This window comes from Blastococcus deserti (assembly GCF_042682525.1).
Lineage (GTDB): Bacteria > Actinomycetota > Actinomycetes > Mycobacteriales > Geodermatophilaceae > Blastococcus_B > Blastococcus_B deserti.
This window is the reverse complement of record NZ_JBHUHP010000019.1, coordinates 65,491-83,097: the sequence shown is the minus strand read 5'-3', so window position 1 is coordinate 83,097 and position 17,607 is coordinate 65,491. Positions and strand designations below refer to the sequence as shown.

General features: G+C 72.9%; 18 protein-coding genes. 5 read left to right on the top strand and 13 right to left on the bottom strand.

Annotated features, from left to right (window positions below; translation table 11 throughout):
- Positions 1–4: 4 nt before the first annotated feature.
- The 3 genes from ACFSHS_RS17935 to ACFSHS_RS17925 all read right to left on the bottom strand — a co-directional run bounded on the left by ACFSHS_RS17935 (position 5) and on the right by ACFSHS_RS17925 (position 2,390).
- Entirely contained in the window at positions 5–589 is a 585-nt protein-coding gene (locus tag ACFSHS_RS17935) for a hypothetical protein (protein ID WP_376878991.1), read from the bottom strand.
- Positions 586–1,014, bottom strand: a complete 429-nt coding sequence (locus tag ACFSHS_RS17930) for a hypothetical protein (RefSeq protein ID WP_376878989.1) — start codon at positions 1,012–1,014, stop codon at positions 586–588. Before ACFSHS_RS17930 ends, ACFSHS_RS17935 begins: the two co-directional genes overlap by 4 nt.
- Before the next feature lie 128 nt (positions 1,015–1,142).
- Positions 1,143–2,390 carry a hypothetical protein gene (locus ACFSHS_RS17925; protein WP_376878987.1) on the bottom strand — a complete coding sequence of 416 codons (1,248 nt, stop codon included), beginning with the start codon at positions 2,388–2,390 and terminating at the stop codon, positions 1,143–1,145.
- 247 nt (positions 2,391–2,637) lie between these two features.
- Here ACFSHS_RS17925 and ACFSHS_RS17920 point away from each other — a divergent pair, with 247 nt between their 5' ends.
- Positions 2,638–3,279, top strand: coding sequence for a methyltransferase domain-containing protein (locus ACFSHS_RS17920; RefSeq protein WP_376878985.1), 642 nt, complete (start codon positions 2,638–2,640; stop codon positions 3,277–3,279).
- 72 nt (positions 3,280–3,351) lie between these two features.
- Here the strand turns inward: ACFSHS_RS17920 and ACFSHS_RS17915 are convergent, their stop codons facing one another.
- The 6 genes from ACFSHS_RS17915 to ACFSHS_RS17890 form a co-directional block, all read right to left on the bottom strand.
- A complete protein-coding gene (locus tag ACFSHS_RS17915) occupies positions 3,352–3,729 on the bottom strand; it encodes an LLM class oxidoreductase (RefSeq protein ID WP_376878982.1) in 378 nt (125 codons plus the stop codon).
- Positions 3,730–4,026: 297 nt separating this feature from the next.
- Positions 4,027–4,452, bottom strand: coding sequence for a GlcG/HbpS family heme-binding protein (locus tag ACFSHS_RS17910; RefSeq protein WP_376878980.1), 426 nt, complete (start codon positions 4,450–4,452; stop codon positions 4,027–4,029).
- A gap of 59 nt (positions 4,453–4,511) precedes the next feature.
- A complete protein-coding gene (locus tag ACFSHS_RS17905; RefSeq protein ID WP_376878978.1) occupies positions 4,512–6,749 on the bottom strand; it encodes a malate synthase G in 2,238 nt (745 codons plus the stop codon).
- 123 nt (positions 6,750–6,872) lie between these two features.
- Positions 6,873–8,291, bottom strand: a complete 1,419-nt coding sequence (locus tag ACFSHS_RS17900) for a (Fe-S)-binding protein (RefSeq protein ID WP_376878975.1) — start codon at positions 8,289–8,291, stop codon at positions 6,873–6,875.
- Entirely contained in the window at positions 8,288–9,514 is a 1,227-nt protein-coding gene (locus tag ACFSHS_RS17895; protein WP_376878973.1) for an FAD-binding oxidoreductase, read from the bottom strand. The genes ACFSHS_RS17900 and ACFSHS_RS17895 overlap by 4 nt, the downstream gene beginning before the upstream one ends.
- A gap of 7 nt (positions 9,515–9,521) precedes the next feature.
- Positions 9,522–11,030, bottom strand: a complete 1,509-nt coding sequence (locus ACFSHS_RS17890) for an FAD-linked oxidase C-terminal domain-containing protein (RefSeq protein WP_376878970.1) — start codon at positions 11,028–11,030, stop codon at positions 9,522–9,524.
- Between the two features lie 360 nt (positions 11,031–11,390).
- Here ACFSHS_RS17890 and ACFSHS_RS17885 point away from each other — a divergent pair, with 360 nt between their 5' ends.
- Positions 11,391–11,744, top strand: a complete 354-nt coding sequence (locus tag ACFSHS_RS17885; protein ID WP_376878968.1) for a CidA/LrgA family protein — start codon at positions 11,391–11,393, stop codon at positions 11,742–11,744.
- Positions 11,741–12,481, top strand: a complete 741-nt coding sequence (locus ACFSHS_RS17880) for an LrgB family protein (RefSeq protein WP_376878966.1) — start codon at positions 11,741–11,743, stop codon at positions 12,479–12,481. The genes ACFSHS_RS17885 and ACFSHS_RS17880 overlap by 4 nt, the downstream gene beginning before the upstream one ends.
- Positions 12,482–12,729: 248 nt before the next feature.
- Here the strand turns inward: ACFSHS_RS17880 and ACFSHS_RS17875 are convergent, their stop codons facing one another.
- Positions 12,730–12,891, bottom strand: coding sequence for a hypothetical protein (locus ACFSHS_RS17875; RefSeq protein WP_376878964.1), 162 nt, complete (start codon positions 12,889–12,891; stop codon positions 12,730–12,732).
- Between ACFSHS_RS17875 and ACFSHS_RS17870 the strand changes: the two genes are divergently transcribed.
- The gene (locus ACFSHS_RS17870; RefSeq protein WP_376879220.1) at positions 12,876–13,616 is read left to right on the top strand and encodes a GntR family transcriptional regulator; all 741 of its coding nucleotides are present in this window, start codon (positions 12,876–12,878) and stop codon (positions 13,614–13,616) included. The genes ACFSHS_RS17875 and ACFSHS_RS17870 overlap by 16 nt on opposite strands.
- A gap of 64 nt (positions 13,617–13,680) precedes the next feature.
- Here the strand turns inward: ACFSHS_RS17870 and ACFSHS_RS17865 are convergent, their stop codons facing one another.
- The 3 genes from ACFSHS_RS17865 to ACFSHS_RS17855 form a co-directional block, all read right to left on the bottom strand.
- The gene (locus ACFSHS_RS17865; protein ID WP_376878962.1) at positions 13,681–14,346 is read right to left on the bottom strand and encodes a peroxiredoxin; all 666 of its coding nucleotides are present in this window, start codon (positions 14,344–14,346) and stop codon (positions 13,681–13,683) included.
- Between the two features lie 677 nt (positions 14,347–15,023).
- The gene (locus tag ACFSHS_RS17860) at positions 15,024–15,671 is read right to left on the bottom strand and encodes a response regulator (protein WP_376878960.1); all 648 of its coding nucleotides are present in this window, start codon (positions 15,669–15,671) and stop codon (positions 15,024–15,026) included.
- The gene (locus ACFSHS_RS17855) at positions 15,668–16,816 is read right to left on the bottom strand and encodes a sensor histidine kinase (RefSeq protein ID WP_376878958.1); all 1,149 of its coding nucleotides are present in this window, start codon (positions 16,814–16,816) and stop codon (positions 15,668–15,670) included. Before ACFSHS_RS17855 ends, ACFSHS_RS17860 begins: the two co-directional genes overlap by 4 nt.
- Positions 16,817–17,046: 230 nt before the next feature.
- Here ACFSHS_RS17855 and ACFSHS_RS17850 point away from each other — a divergent pair, with 230 nt between their 5' ends.
- A complete protein-coding gene (locus ACFSHS_RS17850; protein ID WP_376879218.1) occupies positions 17,047–17,502 on the top strand; it encodes a DUF6326 family protein in 456 nt (151 codons plus the stop codon).
- Positions 17,503–17,607 lie beyond the last annotated feature (105 nt).

Below are 17,607 nucleotides of genomic sequence, written 5' to 3'. Positions count from 1 at the left end.
CCGCTCAGTCCGACGTGCCCCGGATCCGGACGACGAGGTGGTGGAAGCCCGCGACACCGCCGAACAGCCCGCCGATGTGGATCACGTCCACGGTGGTCATGCGGTCGGGGTGCGTCTCGGCGGGTTGCGGGAGCTTCGACAGCGCGTCGGCGAACGCCTCGTCGAAGCTCAGGCGCGGTGACATCCCGGTGGCCTCGGGCGCCGGCGACCCCGCCTCGCCGTCCGCGTCGGCGACCGCCGCGGCGAAGGGAGCGAGGCTCTCGCCGCACTCCTCGATGTGCACCTCGTCCTGCCCGTCCGCGTGGTGCACGGTCACCGCCGGCCGGTCGGCGGGGAACACGACCACCTCGGGGTAGCGGTAGGGCATGAGGACGTCCGGCCAGATCCCCGGGAGCTCGCGGCGGACCAGGTTGTACTGCTGCGGGAAGATCCGCAGCGGGCTCTGCTGGATGTCCAGCTCGTAACCGGGCGTGGGCAGGTGGCCCTCGGCGACGATCAGGACGTAGCGCCCGGCGCGGAAGGCCCGGATGCTGCTCCGCTGCGCCAGCTCCCAGGCGGCCGTCGTCCGGGTGGGCAGGGTGGTGGTCACAGCCGCTCTCCTGGTTGCTCGATGTCGAGTCGCTCCTGGCGGGTGGCACCGATGACCTCGATGCCCGCGGTGCCGAGGAAGGTGGTGACCGCCAGGCTGACCTCGTAGGGCTTGACCACGGGGAGGCCAAGGCCGTGCAGGGACCCGACTACCTCGATGCCCCAGTACTCCGGCTGCCGGACGTGGACGAGCGGGACGAGCCGCACGTCCATGGAGGCGTAGGGCTTGGTGCCCGAGACCCGCAGCACGTACTGGGGCGGGAAGCTCTCCGGGGTGACGACGTCGGCGTCGTCGAAGTCGAGGTGGTCGGGGCGGTAGACCTCGACGTCCCCCTGGTCCTCCTCGCGGGAGTGGACCCAGTGCCGGAACAGCTGCGGCGGTACCTCCGCCGTGGGAGGTGCCTGCTCGGTCGCGGTGTACGTCATCGGTCCCCCCTTGCCGTCGCACCGGTCCGATGCGGTCCCGGTGGAGCCTCGCGGGCGCGCCGTCACGGTGGCGTCACCGCCGCGTCACGGCGGCGCGATCGTGGGAGGGCTGCCGGCCGGGTCGTCGCTCAGAACCGCCAGCGGAGGCCCGTCGGCCAGGCAGCCGGCCGGTAGACGATCGTGCCGGTCGTGGCGGGCACGTCCAGGACGACCGTCCCGGTCGCGGGCGTCTCCGGGCCCGGACCGCCGTTCGGCCAGCGCTCGGCCTCCGTGAGGCACGCCGCCGCAGCTGGCGTGGCCACGTCCGGCACGCTGCTGCCGTCGGCCCCCAGGTAGCGGAAGTCGCCAGCCGTGACGGCCGGGGTGGCGCCGCCGGCGGCGGGGGCCGGAGCGACGAGGACCCGCACGTGCAGGGCGACGAGGTGGCCGTGCCCGGGGGGCGGCACGGCGGTCCCGGAGCAGGACGGGTCGGCGGCGACGCGGTCGAGAGCGATGGAGAACACGACCCGGCCCGCGGCGTCGCGCTTCTCGTACGTCTCGCCGAGGACGAGGTACCGGTCCTGCGGCGGATCGGTGGCCGGTGGGGGCTCCGCGGTGGGCGGCTGCTCTGCCGGCGGCGGGTCCGTCGGTGGCGGGTCCGTCGGTGGCGGCTCCGCAGGGGGCGGTTCCGTCGGTGCCTGTTGCGTCGGGGGCGGCTCCGCGGCCGGCTCCTCCGCCGGTGGCTTCTCGGCGGGTGGCTTCTCGGCGGGTGGCTTCTCCGGCGGGGGTGCCTGCGAGGCCGCGGGTGGGGGAGCGCTGGACGGGGTGGCGGCGACGGTCGGCCGCGGGCCGTCGTCTCGGGCCCGCCCATCGGCCGGTGTCCGGGGCGCCTCGGGCGCTGCACCCGGCGGATCGGCCGGTGGTGCCGTCGGGTCTGCGGAAGTCGGGCCGGCGTCGGCCGGCGGCACCGGCTCCGACGGCTCGGACGGCCCGGACGGCCCCGACCGCTCCGAGGGGTCGGCGGAGGAGGCGTCCAGCTTCTCCGCCGCAGGCTGGTCCGGCTCCTCCGCCGGCGGGCCGGCGCTCAGCGGCACCGGGTCGGACGACGCGGCGTCGGCCGCGCGGGCCGCGGCGAGCGCGTCGTAGCGTGCCTCGTAGTCGTCGACGACGACACCGATCGTGGGAATCTCGAGCGGTCCGCCGGTCGGTGGCGACTCGTCGACGGCGGACCAGACCCAGTCGTCGGACAGTGTCGCCGGCACATCCGGCTGCCGGCGGGGCTCCCCGGGTGTCGGCTGCACGGCGGCCACGACGGCGGCGACCGTCAGCACGCTGCAGCAGGCGGAGAGGAAGGGCACCGAGCGGCCGCGGCGGCGCGGCCTGCTGTGCTCACCCATAGAGAACCCCCGCGCCCCGGAACGATCGCGGCTGTAAGCCTTGCCCGGTGCCGTGCGGCGCGTCCACGGTCCGGACGCCGGTCACGCGCCGGTCTCCCCGGCCGGCCGGAGGAGCGCGGCGCGTCGGTCGTCGTGCGCCGACCCGTCATGACGCTCAGTGAGGCCCGCGCTCCCGGTCGCCGAGCCGGACAGGGCGAGCACCGCCGGGGGTGCTCGCCGGGCGCCGCCCCGGTGGCACAGTGGCGCCATGGCCGGTTGCTGCGACCCCCGAGGCTGCGACCGCGTCTTCGACGACCGGTTCGCCCGCCGGACGGCGGCCCGCTACCGCAAGCGCGGCCTGGACCGGACCGCCCGCCGGATGGTCGACGTGCTCACCCGGACCGGCGTGCAGGGGGCGACGGTGCTGGAGATCGGTGGCGGGGTCGGCGAGATCCAGCTCGAGCTCCTGAAGCGCGGCGCCGCCTCGGCGACCAACCTCGAGCTCTCGCCGGCATACGAGGCCGAGGCGGCAGCGCTGATCGAGGAGGCCGGCCTCGCGGGCCGGGTGCATCGCCGCCTGGTGGACATCGCCACCGATCCGGCCGCGGTGCCTGCGGCCGACATCGTGATCCTGCACCGGGTCGTCTGCTGCTACCCCGAACCGTCGGCCCTGCTCGGGGTCGCTGCCGACCACACTCGCCGTCAGCTCGTGTTCAGCCATCCACCGCGCAACGTGGTGTCCCGGACGGTCGTCGCCACGCAGAACCTGCTGCTCCGGCTGTCCGGTCGCGAGTTCCGCACGTTCGCGCACCCGCCGGCCGCGATGCTGGAGGTGCTGGCCGAGCACGGCCTGCGTACCGCCGTCGTCCACCGGTCTCCGGTGTGGCACGTGGCGGCAGCCACCCGGTGACTCGGCGGACGCCTCTCGTTCCGCGTCCCGTGCGGATCGGTGACCGAGGCGCGCCGGGTGCCCGGTGACCGGTCAGGGGCCGGCATCGATGCGGTCGCGCGCCGCCGAGGGCCACGGCAGACCGGCCGGCAGGTCGTCCCGCCACGGGTGGACGGCCTCCACCCACCAGGTGGCGCCGGCACGGGCGTGCTCGGCGTGCCGTTCGTGCCTGGCGTCGTCCTCGCCGTCGCTCTCACCGGGGACGGCGAGGTCGAAGGGGGCCGCACTCGTCCGGAGCGTGCTCATGCGCTCCGCGACCGCGGCGGTGTCGGTGACCTCCCATGGCCCGTCGAGGCGCATCGGGACGACGCCGTCCCAGCGCGCCGCGCGCGTGAAGGGGCGGCTGCCCGGCCAGGTGCCGCCGACCCACACCGGGATGCGCGGGCACTGGAGCGGCGGCGGGTAGTACACGGCCGACCAGTCCGGTTTCGCCGTCCGGAAGAAGCGGCCCTCGTGGTGGACCGGCTTCGGCGACGGCCGCCGCGTCGACGCCGTCGCCGAAGCAGGGGAGGGAGAGCCCGAAGTGCATGGGCCGACCATGCCCCCATCCGCGCCCCCATCCGCGCCCCCATCCGCGCGACCTCAGCCGTCGTTCGCCCGCAGCGCGGCGCCACGCCTCACCTGAGCGCGTCGACCGGCTGCCGCACGCCACACCCCTCGCTCCCCGCTCCCGGTGGTGACGGGCGCGACCAGCGGACCGGGGATGTCTCAGGCGGGTTGCGCCTGCAGTCCGGCCGCCTCGATGCCGGTCACGGCCGCGGCCTCGTCGTTGTCGGAGGTGTCCCCCGAGACGCCGACGGCGCCGAGCAGCGTGCCGGCCCCGTCACGGACGAGCACGCCACCCGGGACCGGGATCAGGGCTCCCACGGCCGTCGTCGCGGCGGCGATGAAGTAGGGCTGCTGCTCGGCCCGCGCCATGAGGGCCCGGGAGCCCATGCCGAGCGCGAGCGCCCCGTGGGCCTTGCCGAACGCGATCTCGAACCGCTTGTTGGAGGACCCGTCCTCACGCTCGGCCGCCACCACGTCAGCACCGGCGTCGAGCACCACGACGGTCAGCGGTTTGAAGCCCTTCTCGCGAGCCGCGGCTCGCGCGGCCTCGATGATGGCGCGGGCGGTCTGCAGGTCGATGGCCAAGACGGGTTCCTCCCGGTCGAGCTGGTCTGCGGCGTGGGCGTCCGTGCGGTGGATTCGGCTCAAGGGGTCGGGCTCGGTGCCTGGTCCGCGAGGACGGCCTCGCGGGTCCGCGGCTCCTCGCCGCCGTCGTGGGTCGCCTTGGCCCGCTGCCGCCACTGCGTGAGCGCCCGCTCGGTGTAGCCGTTCGGCTCCTGCCGTCCGGAGAAGACGAGGTCCAGCGCGGCCTGGAAGGACGGGCTGCGGTCGAGGTCGGCGCACATCGGCTGGTAGCCCGGTTCACCCGCGTTCTGCTCGTCGACCACCGCGGCCATCCGGGCGAAGGTCTCGCGCACCTGGGCTTCGTCGACGAGCCCGTGGTGGAGCCAGTTCGCGATCTGCTGGCTGGAGATCCGCAGCGTCGCACGGTCCTCCATCAGGCCCACCCCCTCCAGGTTGGGCACGGTCGAGCAGCCGATCCCCAGCCCGACCCAGCGCACGACGTACCCCAGGATGGACTGCGCGTTGGTCTCCAGTTCGTGCCGCTTGTCCTCGTCGGACAGGTCGGCACCGCCGTTCGGGAGGACCGGCGGGACGAGGAGGTTGCGCCGGTCGGCGAGCGGTCGCTTCCTGAGGTCCTGCTGCACCGCGAGCACGTCCGTCTCGAGGTAGTGCAGCGCGTGCAGGGTGGCCGCGGTCGGAGACGGGACCCAGGCGGTGTTCGCCCCGGCCCGCGGGTGAGCGCCCTTGGTGTCGAGCATCTCGCGCATCGCCGCGGGCTTGGCCCACATGCCCTTGCCGATCTGCGCCCGTCCGGCGAACCCCGCGCGCAACGCCACGTCGACGTTGCGGTCCTCGTACGTGGTGAGCCAGGTCTGCGTCCGCTGGTCGTCCTTGCGGACGACCGGACCGGCCTCGAAGTCGGTGTGGATCTCGTCGCCGGTGCGGTCCAGGAAGCCGGTGTTGACGAAGATGACCCGGTCGGCCGCGCGGGCGATGCAGGCCTCGAGGTTGGTCGAGGTCCGCTTCTCCTCGTCCATGATGCCGATCTTGAGCGTCGTGGGCTCCAGCCCGAGGGCCTCCTCGACCGCGGCGAGGAGCTCGACCGACAGCGACACCTCGTCGGGGCCGTGCATCTTCGGCTTGACGATGTAGACGCTGCCGGTGCGGGTGTTGGAGTAGCGGCCGTTGCCGCGCAGCTCGTGCAACGCGGCGGCCGCGGAGACGACGGCGTCGAGGACTTCCTCGAGGATCGGCCTCCCGGCGGCGGTGCGGACCGCGTCCAGGCGCATGTGGTGGCCCACGTTGCGCACCAGGAGCAGCGAACGGCCGGGCAGGGTCAGTTCCGCCCCGTCGCTGCCGACGTAGGTGCGGTCGCCGTGGACCGAGCGCGTCACGGTGCGCCCGTCCTTGCCGAAGGAGGCGGTCAGCTGCCCGGTCCGCAGGCCGAGCCAGGTCCGGTAGGCGCCGACCTTGTCGGGACCGTCCACGGTGGCGACCGAGTCCTCCAGGTCCACGATGGTGGTCACCGCGGACTCGAGCACCACGTCCGACACCCCGGCGTGGTGCTGGGTGCCGACCCGGGTGGAGGGGTCGATCGCCAGCTCCAGGTGCAGCCCGTGCCGGCGCAGCAGGACCGCGGCCGGGTGGTCGCCGTCCCCGTCGCCGGGCCGGTGCCCGGCGAACTGGGCCGGGTCGGCCAGGGTCGTCGTCCCCGCCGCCGTCTCGACGGCCAGCTCGCCGGGTGAGGGCACCCGGTAGGCGACCACGTCGGCATGGCTGCCGTCGGCCAGCGGGAAGAAGCGGTCCAGCAGGCGGTCGGCCTCGGCGATGACCTGCGCACCGCGGCGCTCGTCGTAGCCGGGCTCCAGCTCGTGGTCGAGGGGCAGTGCGTCGGTGCCGTAGAGCGCGTCGTAGAGCGAGCCCCAGCGCGCGTTCGCGGCGTTCAGGGCGTACCGGGGCACGGTCGCGGGCACGACCAGCTGCGGCCCGGGCACCTCGGCGATCTCCCGGTCCACCCGCTCCACCCGGATGGTCGGCTCGTCCACGGGCAGCAGGTAGCCGATCTCGGTGAGGAACGCCTCCAGCGCCTCGACGTCACCGGCACCGTGCTCCCGGTGCCACGCGTCGATCTGCTCCTGGAGCTCGTCACGGCGGCGCAGCAGCTGCTCGACCCGGCCGGCGAACCGTTCGTCGAGCTCGGCGACGATCGCCCAGAACTGCTCGGGCGTCAGGTCCAGGCCGGGGACCAGCTCGTCGGCCACGAAGTCGCGCAGCGCGGGGTCGACCTGCAGTCCGCCGGTGCCGGTCGCGTCGGTCATGCTCTCCACGTTCGTCTCTCCCCTGTCTCCGGGACCGGTGTCTCGATCTCGGTCGCCTGACTGAACTGTCTGAACTCTGTGCGGTATCGCCGTCGTCCCGTCCGGACCTCGACTGCGCTGGGGCTAGAAGCTGCCCGGCTCGGCGGTCCGGGCTTCGAGCCGGGGCCGAGCGCTGCGTGCGGTGGCCGCAGCGATCGGGTCCACGCCCCGGATCGAGGCGTCCAGCAGCTCGACCGGGTGGAACATCGGCAGGTCGCCCGGCCAGTACCGGCGGATCTGCAGCAGGCAGCCGGGGTTGGCCGTGGCCAGCGCGTCCGGCTTCACCGAGAGCACGTTCTCGACCTTCCGTCGGCCGAGCTCCTCGGCCGGCTCGGGGTGGACGAGGTTGTAGATCCCGGCCGAACCGCAGCAGATCTCCGCCTCCGGGATGTCGGTCACCTGGAGCCCGGGGATGGTGCGCAGCACCTCGCGGGGCTGGCTGCGGACGCCTTGGGCGTGCCCGAGGTGGCAGGCGTCGTGGTAGGCCAGCCGTGCCTCGATCGGGTGCCGCGGAGCGACGGGGCCCAGCTCTGCCAGCAGCTCCGAGACGTCACGGACCTTGGCCGAGAAGGCGGCGGCCCGCTCGGCGTACTCCGGGTCGTCCCGCAACAGCCGTCCGTACTCCTTGAGGGTGGATCCGCAGCCGGCGACGTTGGAGACGATCGTCTCCACGTCGACGTCCGCGAAGGCGTCGATGAGCCGCCGCGCCCGGTCCAGGGCCTCCGGCTCCCGGCCGGCGTGCTCGCTGAGCGCGCCGCAGCAGCGCTGGGTCGGCGGGGCGACCACCTCGCACCCCTCCGCGGCGAGAACGCGGACGGTGGCCTGGTTGACGTCGGCGAAGAACACCCGCTGCACGCAGCCGGTGAGGAAGCCGACCCGGCGCCGGGTGGTTCCGACGGCCGGCGTGACGGCGGGGGTGCGCGTCGCCAGGCGGCGCAGCCTGGCCGGGGGCATCAGGGCCTCCACTGCCTGCAGCCGTCGGGGCAGCAGGGACACCAGCCCGCTGCGGTGCAGCAGGGCGCGCAGGCCCGACCTGCGGTACAGCTCGCCGAGGACGGCCGCGACGCGCAGCCGGCTGGGGTACGGGAACAGCGCGAAGATCAGCCCGCGGAACAACCGGTCGAGGAGCGAGCGCCGGCGATGCCGTTCGAGCTGCGGCCGGACTGCCTCGATCAGCTTGTCGTACTGCACGCCGGACGGGCACGCGGTCACGCAGGCCATGCAGCCCAGGCACATGTCGAAGTGCTGCATGTAGGTGTCGTCGAGCGCGACCTTGCCTTCCTTGCCCAGCTTCATGAGGTAGATGCGACCGCGGGGCGAGTCCATCTCCTCGCCCCACAGGGCGTACGTCGGGCAGGTGGGGAGGCAGAAACCGCAGTGCACGCAGTCGGAGATGAGCTCGTCGGACGGCGGGTGGTGGAGGTCGAAGACGCCGGCACCGTTGCCGATGGCCACCGGATCGACGGTCACGCGCTGGTCCTCGTCGCGGCTGATGTCTGTCATGACGTTCCGGGGTCCTCTCCGGGGGCCGAGGGCGGGAGCCACGAGCCGAGCCGGCCCGGGGCACAGCGACCTTGGGGGTCGAGTCGCCGGTGCAGGGCACGCAGCAGTCCGACGGACGACGGGGGCGGGCCGAGGGGGTCGACCTCGGCGTCGACCGCCGGGGGCCGGTCCCGGAGCAGCACGCTGCCACCGAGCGACAGCACCCGCTCCCGCCATGCAGTGACCGCCTGGCCCACCGCATCGGGCGGGCCGGCGAACCGTGCGGTGTGCAACCCGAGGGCCGGCCGGGAGGCGAACCGGGTGTGGACGCCGGCGGCGTCCCCGGTCTCCGTCAGCGCCCGGGCGACGTCCGCCGTGGAGCTGGGCAAGGTGCCGGCGGCGGCAAGGGTCGTGTCCTCGACCGGCTGGTGGCCCTCGGCCAGCCGCCGCCACAGGTCCTCCTCGGCGGTGCCGGTGTGCCACTCGACCGGGACGTCGCCGTCGCCGAGCAGGTCCAGGGCGGCCGTCCGCCGGCCGTCGACGCCGGACGCCGTGCCCTCGAACCGGACGGCCAGCAGCCCGCCGTCGGCGTCCCCCCAGTCGACGGCGGCCGGCTCGAGAGCGGAGGCGCGCAGTCGCCGGGCGAGCTCCCCGGCCCGCCCGATCGGGGCGGGCACCGTCGCCGTAGCGCTCGCCTCGGGGCGCGGGTGCAGCCGGAGGACGACCTCGGCGATCAGTCCCAGGGTGCCGAGGGAACCGTAGAGCAGCTTCGGCAGGTCGTAGCCCGCGACGTTCTTGATGACCGTTCCGCCGCCGTGGGCGACCGTGCCGTCGGACAGCACGAGAGTGACTCCGATGACCAGGTCCCGGAGAGCGCCGTACTTCAGCCGCCGCGGTCCGGAGTCACCGGTGGCGAGCAGGCCGCCGATCGTCGCGCCCGCGACCTCCGATCCTGGGTCCAGCGCCAGCCACTGCCCCTTCTCGCCGAGCAGGGCCTGCAGGTCGCGCAACGGCATCCCGGCGCCGACGGCGACCGTCATGTCCGCCGGGTTGTAGGCCAGGACGCGGGAGAGTCGCCCGGTCTCGACGACCATGGCCGGCTCGGCCGGGCGGCCGGCCCAGGCCTGCTTCGTCCCGGCACCGCGGAAGAGGAGCGGGCCGTCGGAGCCGCGCAGCAGGTCGGCAGCCTCGGGAACCGACTCGGGCCGCTCCACGGCGACGGATGTGCTGTTCGCCAGGGTCACGACGTCCTCACAACCGCTCGATGACGCCCGCGGACTCCAGCGGGTGCGGACGGTACGGGCCGGGGCGCTCGCCGCACAGCCTCGGCGTGGGAAGGACCTTGCCGGGGTTGCAGATGCCCTGCGGATCGAAGGCCGCGCGGATCCGGGCCATGACCGTGAGGTCCTCGGGTCCGAACATCTTCAGCATCGAGCACGCCTTGTCGCTGCCCACCCCGTGCTCACCGGTGATCGACCCGCCCTGCTCGACGCAGAGTTCGACGATGGCGGTGGCGAGGTGCTCGGCCCGTTCGGCCTCCCCCGGAACGGCGGCGTTGTAGAGGACCAGGGGGTGGAGGTTGCCGTCCCCGGCGTGGAACACGTTGGCCACGCGCAGGCCGGCCGCGTCGGCCATCTCCCGGATGCGGGTCAGCGTGCTGCCGAGCCTGGTGCGGGGGATGACGCCGTCCTGGACGAAGTAGTCCGGACTGATCCGTCCCATGGCCGCGAAGGCGGCCTTGCGCCCCTTCCAGATCCTGGCCCGCTCCAGGGGGTCGGCGGCGATCCGGATGTGGGTGGAGGCGTTGCGACGGCAGATCTCCTGCACCCGCTCGAACTCGGCGTCCACCTCGACGCCGACCCCGTCCAGCTCCACGACGAGAGCGGCCGCGCAGCCCAGGGTGTAGCCGGCCTGCGCGGCCTTCTCGCAGGCCTCGATGGCGAGCTCGTCGAGCATCTCCACGGCGGCCGGGACGATTCCGGCGGCGACGATGTCGCTGACCGCGTTCCCGGCGTGCTCGGCGTCGGGGAAGTCGGCGACCAGGGTCCGCACCGCCTCCGGCCGGCGGAGCAGCCGGACGGTGATCTCCGTGACGATCCCGAGCGTGCCCTCGGAGCCGAGGACCAGCGCCCGCAGATCCGGCCCCACCTGGTCGGGGGAATCGCCGCCCAGGGTGACGACGTCGCCGGCGGGGGTGACGAACGTGAGCGCCAGCACGTGGTTGGTGGTGAAGCCGTACTTCAGGCAGTGCGCGCCGCCGGAGTTCTCCGCCACGTTTCCGCCGATGGTGCACACGATCTGGCTCGAGGGATCGGGCGCGAAGTAGAGGTCGTGCCCGCCGACCGCGGCCGAGATGCCGGCGTTGGTGACGCCGGGCTGCACGACGGCTCGCTGGTTCGCGACGTCGACGGAGAGGATGCTCCGCATGCGGGCCAGGCCGATGACGATGCCGTCGGCCACGGGCAACGCCCCGCCGGACAGTCCCGTGCCGGCACCCCGCGCGACGAAGGGGATCCGGTGCCGGGCGCAGAGGCGGACGACGGCCGCGACCTCCTCCGTCGTCGCCGGGAGCACGACGAGCGCCGGGGTCACGCGGTAGCCGGTCAACCCGTCGCACTCGTAGGTGTGCAGCTGGGCGGGCTCGCTGATGAGGCTTCCCGGGCTCACGACCGCGGCGACCTCCTCGCGGAAGGCGGCCGTCACCTTCCCGCTGACGCCGTCGGGCAGCAGCTCCAAGTACTCCTGCGCGTAGACCGTCACCGATGGGCCTCCTCTGCATCCGAGCCCCTGCGATCACGCCTCGGGGTGCGTGTCGTGCCTAGTTCACACTGCCCCATGGTTTACCGCTCTTCAGCTCGCGCGGCTCGGTGCCGGCGCGCCGGTTCTACGTAGGTCGCTGCGTTCGACCGTACGGGGGTGAGCTCCTCGTCGGTCAGGTTGCGGGGCGCAGTGTGCCGGGCATCCCGGCGGCCGCCTCGATCGCGCCTCGCCGGGACGCGTCGGGGTTCCTCTGCAGGTTCTTCTCGAGCGGGTAGGACATGCACGAGCCGAGCGTGCCTGCTGTCCCGTGGCGGCGCGCAGCCGTCTCGGCCGCCCGTCCCCTGTCCCGGAGGTCCTGCTGTGTTGCCCTTCTTCACCCTGGTGCTGGCCTGTCAACTGGCGGGTGAGGCGCTCGCTCGCGTCACCGGCCTGCCGGTGCCCGGTCCCATCCTCGGGCTGGTGCTGCTGTTCGCCGGGCTGACGGTGCGCGGCCGGCCCGCTCCGCGCCTGGAGGAGTCCGCGGACGGTCTGTTGTCCCACCTGGCGCTGCTGTTCGTCCCGGCCGGCGTCGGCGTCGTGCAGTACCTGCCCACGCTGGCCTCCGAATGGCCGGCCGTGAGTGCATCCGTGGTCGGCGGTGCGGTGCTGGCCATCGCCGTCACCGGGCTGGTCATGCGCGTCCTCAGCCCCGAGCCGAATCCCGCCGATCGATGACCGGCGACCTCTACAGCATCTGGGTCTACCTCGCTGAGACGCCGCTGGTCGGGTTGACGCTGACGTTGGCCTCCTACGTCGCCGGCTCGTGGCTGCACCGGCTCAGCGGCTCCCGAGCCATCCTCAATCCGGTGCTGCTGGCCGTGACCATGACCAGCGTCGTGCTGGCCGTCACCGGGATCGACTACCGGACCTACTTCGAGGGCGCGCAGTTCGTGCACTTCCTGCTGGGCCCGGCCACGGTCGCCCTGGCGGTGCCCCTGTACCGGCAGCTGCCGCAGCTCCGACGGCTGGCGCTGCCCCTGCTCGCGGCTGTCGGCGTCGGCTCGCTCACCGCGATCGTCACCGCGATCGCCATCCCGGCGGCCCTGGGCGCCGCCGACCAGACGCTGGTCTCACTCGCCCCGAAGTCGGCGACCGCGCCGGTCGCGATGGGCGTGTCCGAACTGCTGGGCGGCGCTCCCTCGCTGACCGCCGTGTTCACCATCCTCACGGGGATCACCGGCGCGGTCTGCGGCGGAGCCGTGCTCGACCTCGTCCGCGTACGGGATCACCGGGCTCGCGGGCTGGCCATCGGGGTCGTCGCACACGGCATCGGGACGGCTCGCGAGATGCAGGTCCATCCGACCAGCGGTGCCTTCGCGGGGCTGGGACTGGCGCTCAACGCCGTCACGACCGCGCTGCTCGTTCCGCTCCTCTTCACGGTCGTGCCGCCGCTGGTCCGGCTGACCCATTAGAGCCTTGGGGGAGCCGACTCTCATCCCAGGTCGTCCACGGCGGCGGCCGGCCGAGCGGAGGGCGCTGCCCGGGAGGCCACGGCGTCACCGAGTTCGTCTGCGCCGTCGTCTCCGGGACAGGGCCGCGGCGACGCGCCGGGGCGACGGCGCTGCCGCCCCGCCATGACGGCCCTGCGAGCCGTGTGGACGCCGGCTCGGTGCGGGGCGAGCGGGGTCGGGCCGGTGGGTGCCGGCCCGACCCCGCCGGATCACCGCCGGTTCGCGCCCGGGACGAGCAGCACCTTCCCCGCGTCGCCGGTGAGCAGCTCAACCGCGGCCTCGGCCTCGTCGAGGGACAGGCGGTGGGTGATCAGCCAGTCGAGGTCGATGCGACCCGACTGCAGCAGGAGACTCCCTGCCGCCCGGAGCACCGCTGCCGACCGAGGAGGCGCTGCAGGCGCGCTACGGCGTCTCGCGGAGTGTGGTCCGGCAGGCGCTGGGCGACCTCGCCGACCTCGGACTGATCGTCCGTCAGCGCGGCCGCGGCAGCGTCGTCGCACCGCGCCCTGAGCACCGGCGGCGCGCGGACCAGGCCGGCGGCCTCCGCCAGCAGGTCGAGGCCAGTGGTCACCACCTCCGCACCGAGATCGTCGGGCTGGCGGTCGACGAGGCGCCGTCCGCTGCCGCCGCCGCGCTCGGGGTGACCGACACGTGGCGCCTCGAGCGGATCCGGCGGGTGGAGGAGGAGCCGTTGGTCTTCATGCGGACGTGGTTGCCCAGGGAGCTCTTCCCGCACCTGTCGGCCGAGGACCTCGACGGCGGCTCCCTGCACGACTGGATGCGGGCCCGGGGCGTGGAGCCGCAGGGCGGCCCGCGTCAGTTGCAGGCGGTACCCGCGGACGAGGCCGTGGCCACCCACCTGGACCTGGGCGTCGGCGTGCCGGTCCTCCTCCTGCAGGGGGTGACCCGGGACCAGTACGGGCGCGGGCTCGAGTGGTTCACCGCCTGGCACCCCCGGCCCGACACCGTGTTCGACGTGGACGCCCACGTCGGGCCCCGTCCGCCCGGGGCGGGCGGGGGCGAGGAACTGGGACGGGTGCGCGAACTGGTCCAGGAGCTGGCCCAGCTGCTCGGTACGCGGTCCCCGCAGGCCTGAGCGGACGAGGGGTGCGCGTGGCGGACCGGCGGGCCGGGTTCAGCGGCGTGTGCCGCCCATCTGCTCACCGAATGGGATGTGCGTCGAGCCAGGCGAGGACCTGCCCGGCGTGGGCGTTGGGCGGGAAGACCGGGTAGAAGACGTGCTCGATGTGGCCGTTGCGCACCACGAGCGTGAGCCGCGAGTACAGGCGGTCGTGACCGGGCGCGGAGAAGGTCGGCAGGTCGAGCGCATCGGCCAGAGCGAAGTGCGGGTCGGAGAGCATCCCGAAGGGGAGGTGCAGCCGTTCGACGACCTCGGCCTGGTACTCGGGGTCCTGGCTGGAGAGGCCGTACACCTGTGACGCACCCGCTCGCCGGAGGTCGGCGAAGTGGTCGCGGAAGTCGCACGCCTCGGCGGAGCAACCGCGGGCGCCCGGTATCGCGTCCCACCCCTGCGGCTGGTCGACACCGGGACGGCCGGTGAGCGGATACAGGTAGATGATCGTCCTGTCGGCGCCCAGGTCGGCAAGGTTCACAGTGGTGCCGTCGCTGGCTGTCAGCGTCAGAGCGGGTATGGCCCGGCCGGGGAGATGGGCTGCGGCCCCGTCATCGGCGGGAGCGGGCAGATCCGCTGGCAGTTCGGTGTAGTCGGTCGTCACCGTGGTCTTCTCCGGTCGCAAGGTTCGGGCCGCGCTCTCGTCCAGCCTGCGGACGAGCAGGCCGCGACGGGTCGTCAGGGACGTGATCATGCGGTCGAGTTCGATGATTCTCCCGCGGTAACGGCCAGCGACAGCGAGCACTCGCCGCTGTGCTCAGCGCCTGCGCCGAGGCACTCCACGAACGGGCTACTTTTGGGTATACGCGATTAGCGTCCAGCCGGAGGATATCAGCTACCGCGCCTGCTGATCGATCCAGTGAGACGCCTTTCAAGACCTCCGAGCCTGAGCGTCGCCAGTTGTCTATCGCTTACACAGCCTGATCCGCGTCCCCAAGTTTTTCTGCCAGGGTGCTCAGGAAGATTGTCCTATCTCGATTGCCTATCGCATCGAGAATCTCGGAACTCGCCCCGTGGTTGATCCCGAGCTCGCCGGCGACCTCGCGGACGCGCTGCGGCGGCTGTCGAGGACCAGTTGTGCGGCTTGCTGCCGGAATCCCTCGGGGTACTTGCTCCGTCGGCCCACTCGGGCACTCCCTTCTCGGCTTTCGCCAAGTCCGGAGGTGTTCAGCCCAGGGGGTCACTTCACGCGCAGGGAGGCAGTGCCGCAACGGCGGCCGGGCAACCCGGAGCTTCCGGCGCTAGCCCTCAGACCCGCGTGCTGTATAGCCCGTCATCCGCTGAGAGGACGCAGCGTCCCTCCGAGGGGTGCACGCCGCTTTGTGACGCTGTGGGGGGTTGCGGCAAACGGCGGCGGGAGCCTTGGCGGCGTCAGGTGCGGCCGGTCTCGTGGGCCCACATGGCGACCTCGACGCGGTTTCGTGCGCCGAGCTTTCGCATGAGGCTGGCGAGGTGGGCTTTGACGGTGCTCGGGGTGATGTAGAGCTCGCTGGCGATCTCATTGTTGGTGCGGCCTTGGGCTACAGGCACGAGGACTGCCTCCTCGCGGGCGGTAAGCGGTTCTATCGGCTGCCTCGGTGGTGAGGTCCGTGCGTGGGCGAACGCTGCGAGCAGTCGGATAGTCACGCTGGGTGCGATCAGTGCGTCTCCGTCGGCGGCGGCGTGGATGGCCTGGGTCAGCAGGGCGGGTCCGGCGTCCTTGAGCAGGAACCCGCGGGCGCCGGCTTTGAGCGCCCCGTGGACATACTCGTCGAGGTCGAAGGTGGTGATGACCACGATCGGCAGGGGGTCGGTGACGTCGGGGCCGGCGAGGCGTCGGGTGGCTTCGATGCCGTCCATCAGCGGCATTCGGATGTCGAACAGGCCGACGTCGGGGCGCAGCTGGAGCGCCAGGCGGACTGCCTCGCGCCCGTCGGCGGCCGCGCCGACCACCTCGATGTCGGGTTGGGCGTCGAGCAGCATCGTCAGCCCGGTGCGCACGATGGGCTGGTCGTCGGCGATGAGGACCCTGATGCTCATCGTGGCGTCCCGGTTCGGGGCAGGACCGCCTCTACCCGCCAGCCCCGCTCGGCGGCGGGGCCTGCGTGGAAGGTGCCGCCGAGCAGTGAGGCACGTTCCCGCATGCCCACCAGGCCGTAGCCCGCTGGGGCGCGGCCGCCAGCACCGGAGGAGCCGTCGTCGTCGATGGTCAGCCGTACCTGGTCGGCGTCGCCTGTGACGGCGACGGTGACCTGGGTCGCGTGGCGGGCGTGCCGTCGAGCGTTGGTGACGGACTCCTGGGCCAGGCGGTAGATCGCGGCCCCGACCGCCGGGCTGAGGTCGTCGAACTCGCCGGAAAGCGTTACCTCGACGCAGGGACGCGTCTGGCCATCGGTGGCGAGCTGCTCGACCTCGGCCACGCCGGGCTGCGGCGCGAACTCGGTGTCCTGTGTGGCGCGGAGCACGCCGACGATGGCGCGCAGCTCGGTGAGCGTGCGGGTCGCTGCGTCCTCGATGATGGCCAGGGCCTCGACGGCACGCTCGGGGTGGGAGGCCGCGATGGCACGTCCTGCTTGGGCCTGGATGGCGATGCCCGAGACGTGGTGGGCGACGGTGTCGTGGAGTTCACGAGCGAGCTGTTCGCGTTCGCGGGCCTTGGCGTGGTCGATGTCGCGGATGCGGATCTTCGCGCGATAGCGGATCGCGGCGCCGAGCGCGGCGGCGAACAGGAAGAACGCGTACGCCCCGACCGTGTCCGCCAGGCTGGTGGGGTCGGCGACGGTGGTGATGGGCAGCCAGAGCAGGATGACGCCGAGGCCGCTTGCGGCTTCCCGACCGGAGCCCCACCGGAACAGGGCGTAGGCCAGGATCAGCGCTGCGGACATGCTGTTCAGCAGGCCGCCTTGCGACCCGGTGAGAATTCTGACGATGTCGAGGGTCGTCAACGTGCCGAAGCAGACCGCAACCGCGACGAGCGGGTGCGTGCGTCGCCACAGCAGCGGGCCGAGGACCGCGAGCGTGTAGAGCAGCAGCAGCGGGCGCGGCGCCAGGTCCTGGCGAAACACCACTTCCACCACGGACCAGCCGACCAGGGCTACGACCAAGGCCCAGTCCCGCGGCCCCCGGTCCGGGGCATTCGTGGGTCGAGGTTCGGCCCACAGCGAGCGGAGTGCGCTGGTGGCCATCTGACCAGCCTAGGCAGCCCGCGTGCTCGGTGTATCCGCCGAAAGTACAAGAGCTCGGCTGTGCCAACGGCCAGGTCGGATCAGGCTCCGGGGCTGATGTGCCCGCCGCCGGCCTCCGTGAAGGTGGCAGCACCCACCCGATCAAGCCAAGGAGCATTGTGATGAGAACGCCTCAATCCCACACCGCGCTGGAGAATCCGCCATCGCGCAGCGCGCTGGAAGATCGGCGCATGCCCGTGCAGGCCACACTCGCAGCCGCATGGACCAGCTTCATGTTCCTGTACATCTACGTCGACTACTTCCATCTGTACAAGCCCGGTGTCATCGACGACATCCTGGCCGGCGTCGTCTTCGAGTTCGACATCAGCCCGACGTTGTTGACCATTTTCCTCACGTCCGTGGCCATCCCGAGCCTCATGATCCTGCTCTCCACGACACTGCCAGCCCGTGTCAACCGCGCCACCAACCTCGTCGTAGCAACGCTCTACATCCCCTTCTCGATGTACAACGCGGTCGGGGAGTCCTGGGACTGGGCCTTCTTCTACGGCCTCTCCATCGGACTCGAGGTGGTGCTCCTGGCCTTCATCCTGCGCTCCGCCTGGACCTGGCCACGCCGCACCGCATCACCGGCGACCCTGGCAGCCAGCCTCGACAGCGAGCCACTCCGCACGCCGCAGCAGGCGTGACTGCCCGCCCCGCGCCCGACCATCCTTCGCTCGCGCCACCCGCGGGCACGGTCACCTGTCTCAGCGTTCGCTGTTGAGCACTCCGTCCCACCCCATCCCCCGGAA

Excerpts from the sequence above, each read along its gene's own strand:
- ACFSHS_RS17930 (WP_376878989.1), bottom strand. The coding sequence starts at position 1,014 with ATGACGTACACCGCGACCGAGCAGGCACCTCCCACGGCGGAGGTACCG.
- ACFSHS_RS17925 (WP_376878987.1), bottom strand. The coding sequence starts at position 2,390 with ATGGGTGAGCACAGCAGGCCGCGCCGCCGCGGCCGCTCGGTGCCCTTC.
- ACFSHS_RS17920 (WP_376878985.1), top strand. The coding sequence starts at position 2,638 with ATGGCCGGTTGCTGCGACCCCCGAGGCTGCGACCGCGTCTTCGACGAC.
- ACFSHS_RS17905 (WP_376878978.1), bottom strand. The coding sequence starts at position 6,749 with ATGACCGACGCGACCGGCACCGGCGGACTGCAGGTCGACCCCGCGCTG.
- ACFSHS_RS17900 (WP_376878975.1), bottom strand. The coding sequence starts at position 8,291 with ATGACAGACATCAGCCGCGACGAGGACCAGCGCGTGACCGTCGATCCG.
- ACFSHS_RS17880 (WP_376878966.1), top strand. The coding sequence starts at position 11,741 with ATGACCGGCGACCTCTACAGCATCTGGGTCTACCTCGCTGAGACGCCG.
- ACFSHS_RS17865 (WP_376878962.1), bottom strand. The coding sequence starts at position 14,346 with ATGATCACGTCCCTGACGACCCGTCGCGGCCTGCTCGTCCGCAGGCTG.
- ACFSHS_RS17860 (WP_376878960.1), bottom strand. The coding sequence starts at position 15,671 with ATGAGCATCAGGGTCCTCATCGCCGACGACCAGCCCATCGTGCGCACC.
- ACFSHS_RS17855 (WP_376878958.1), bottom strand. The coding sequence starts at position 16,816 with ATGGCCACCAGCGCACTCCGCTCGCTGTGGGCCGAACCTCGACCCACG.
- ACFSHS_RS17850 (WP_376879218.1), top strand. The coding sequence starts at position 17,047 with ATGCCCGTGCAGGCCACACTCGCAGCCGCATGGACCAGCTTCATGTTC.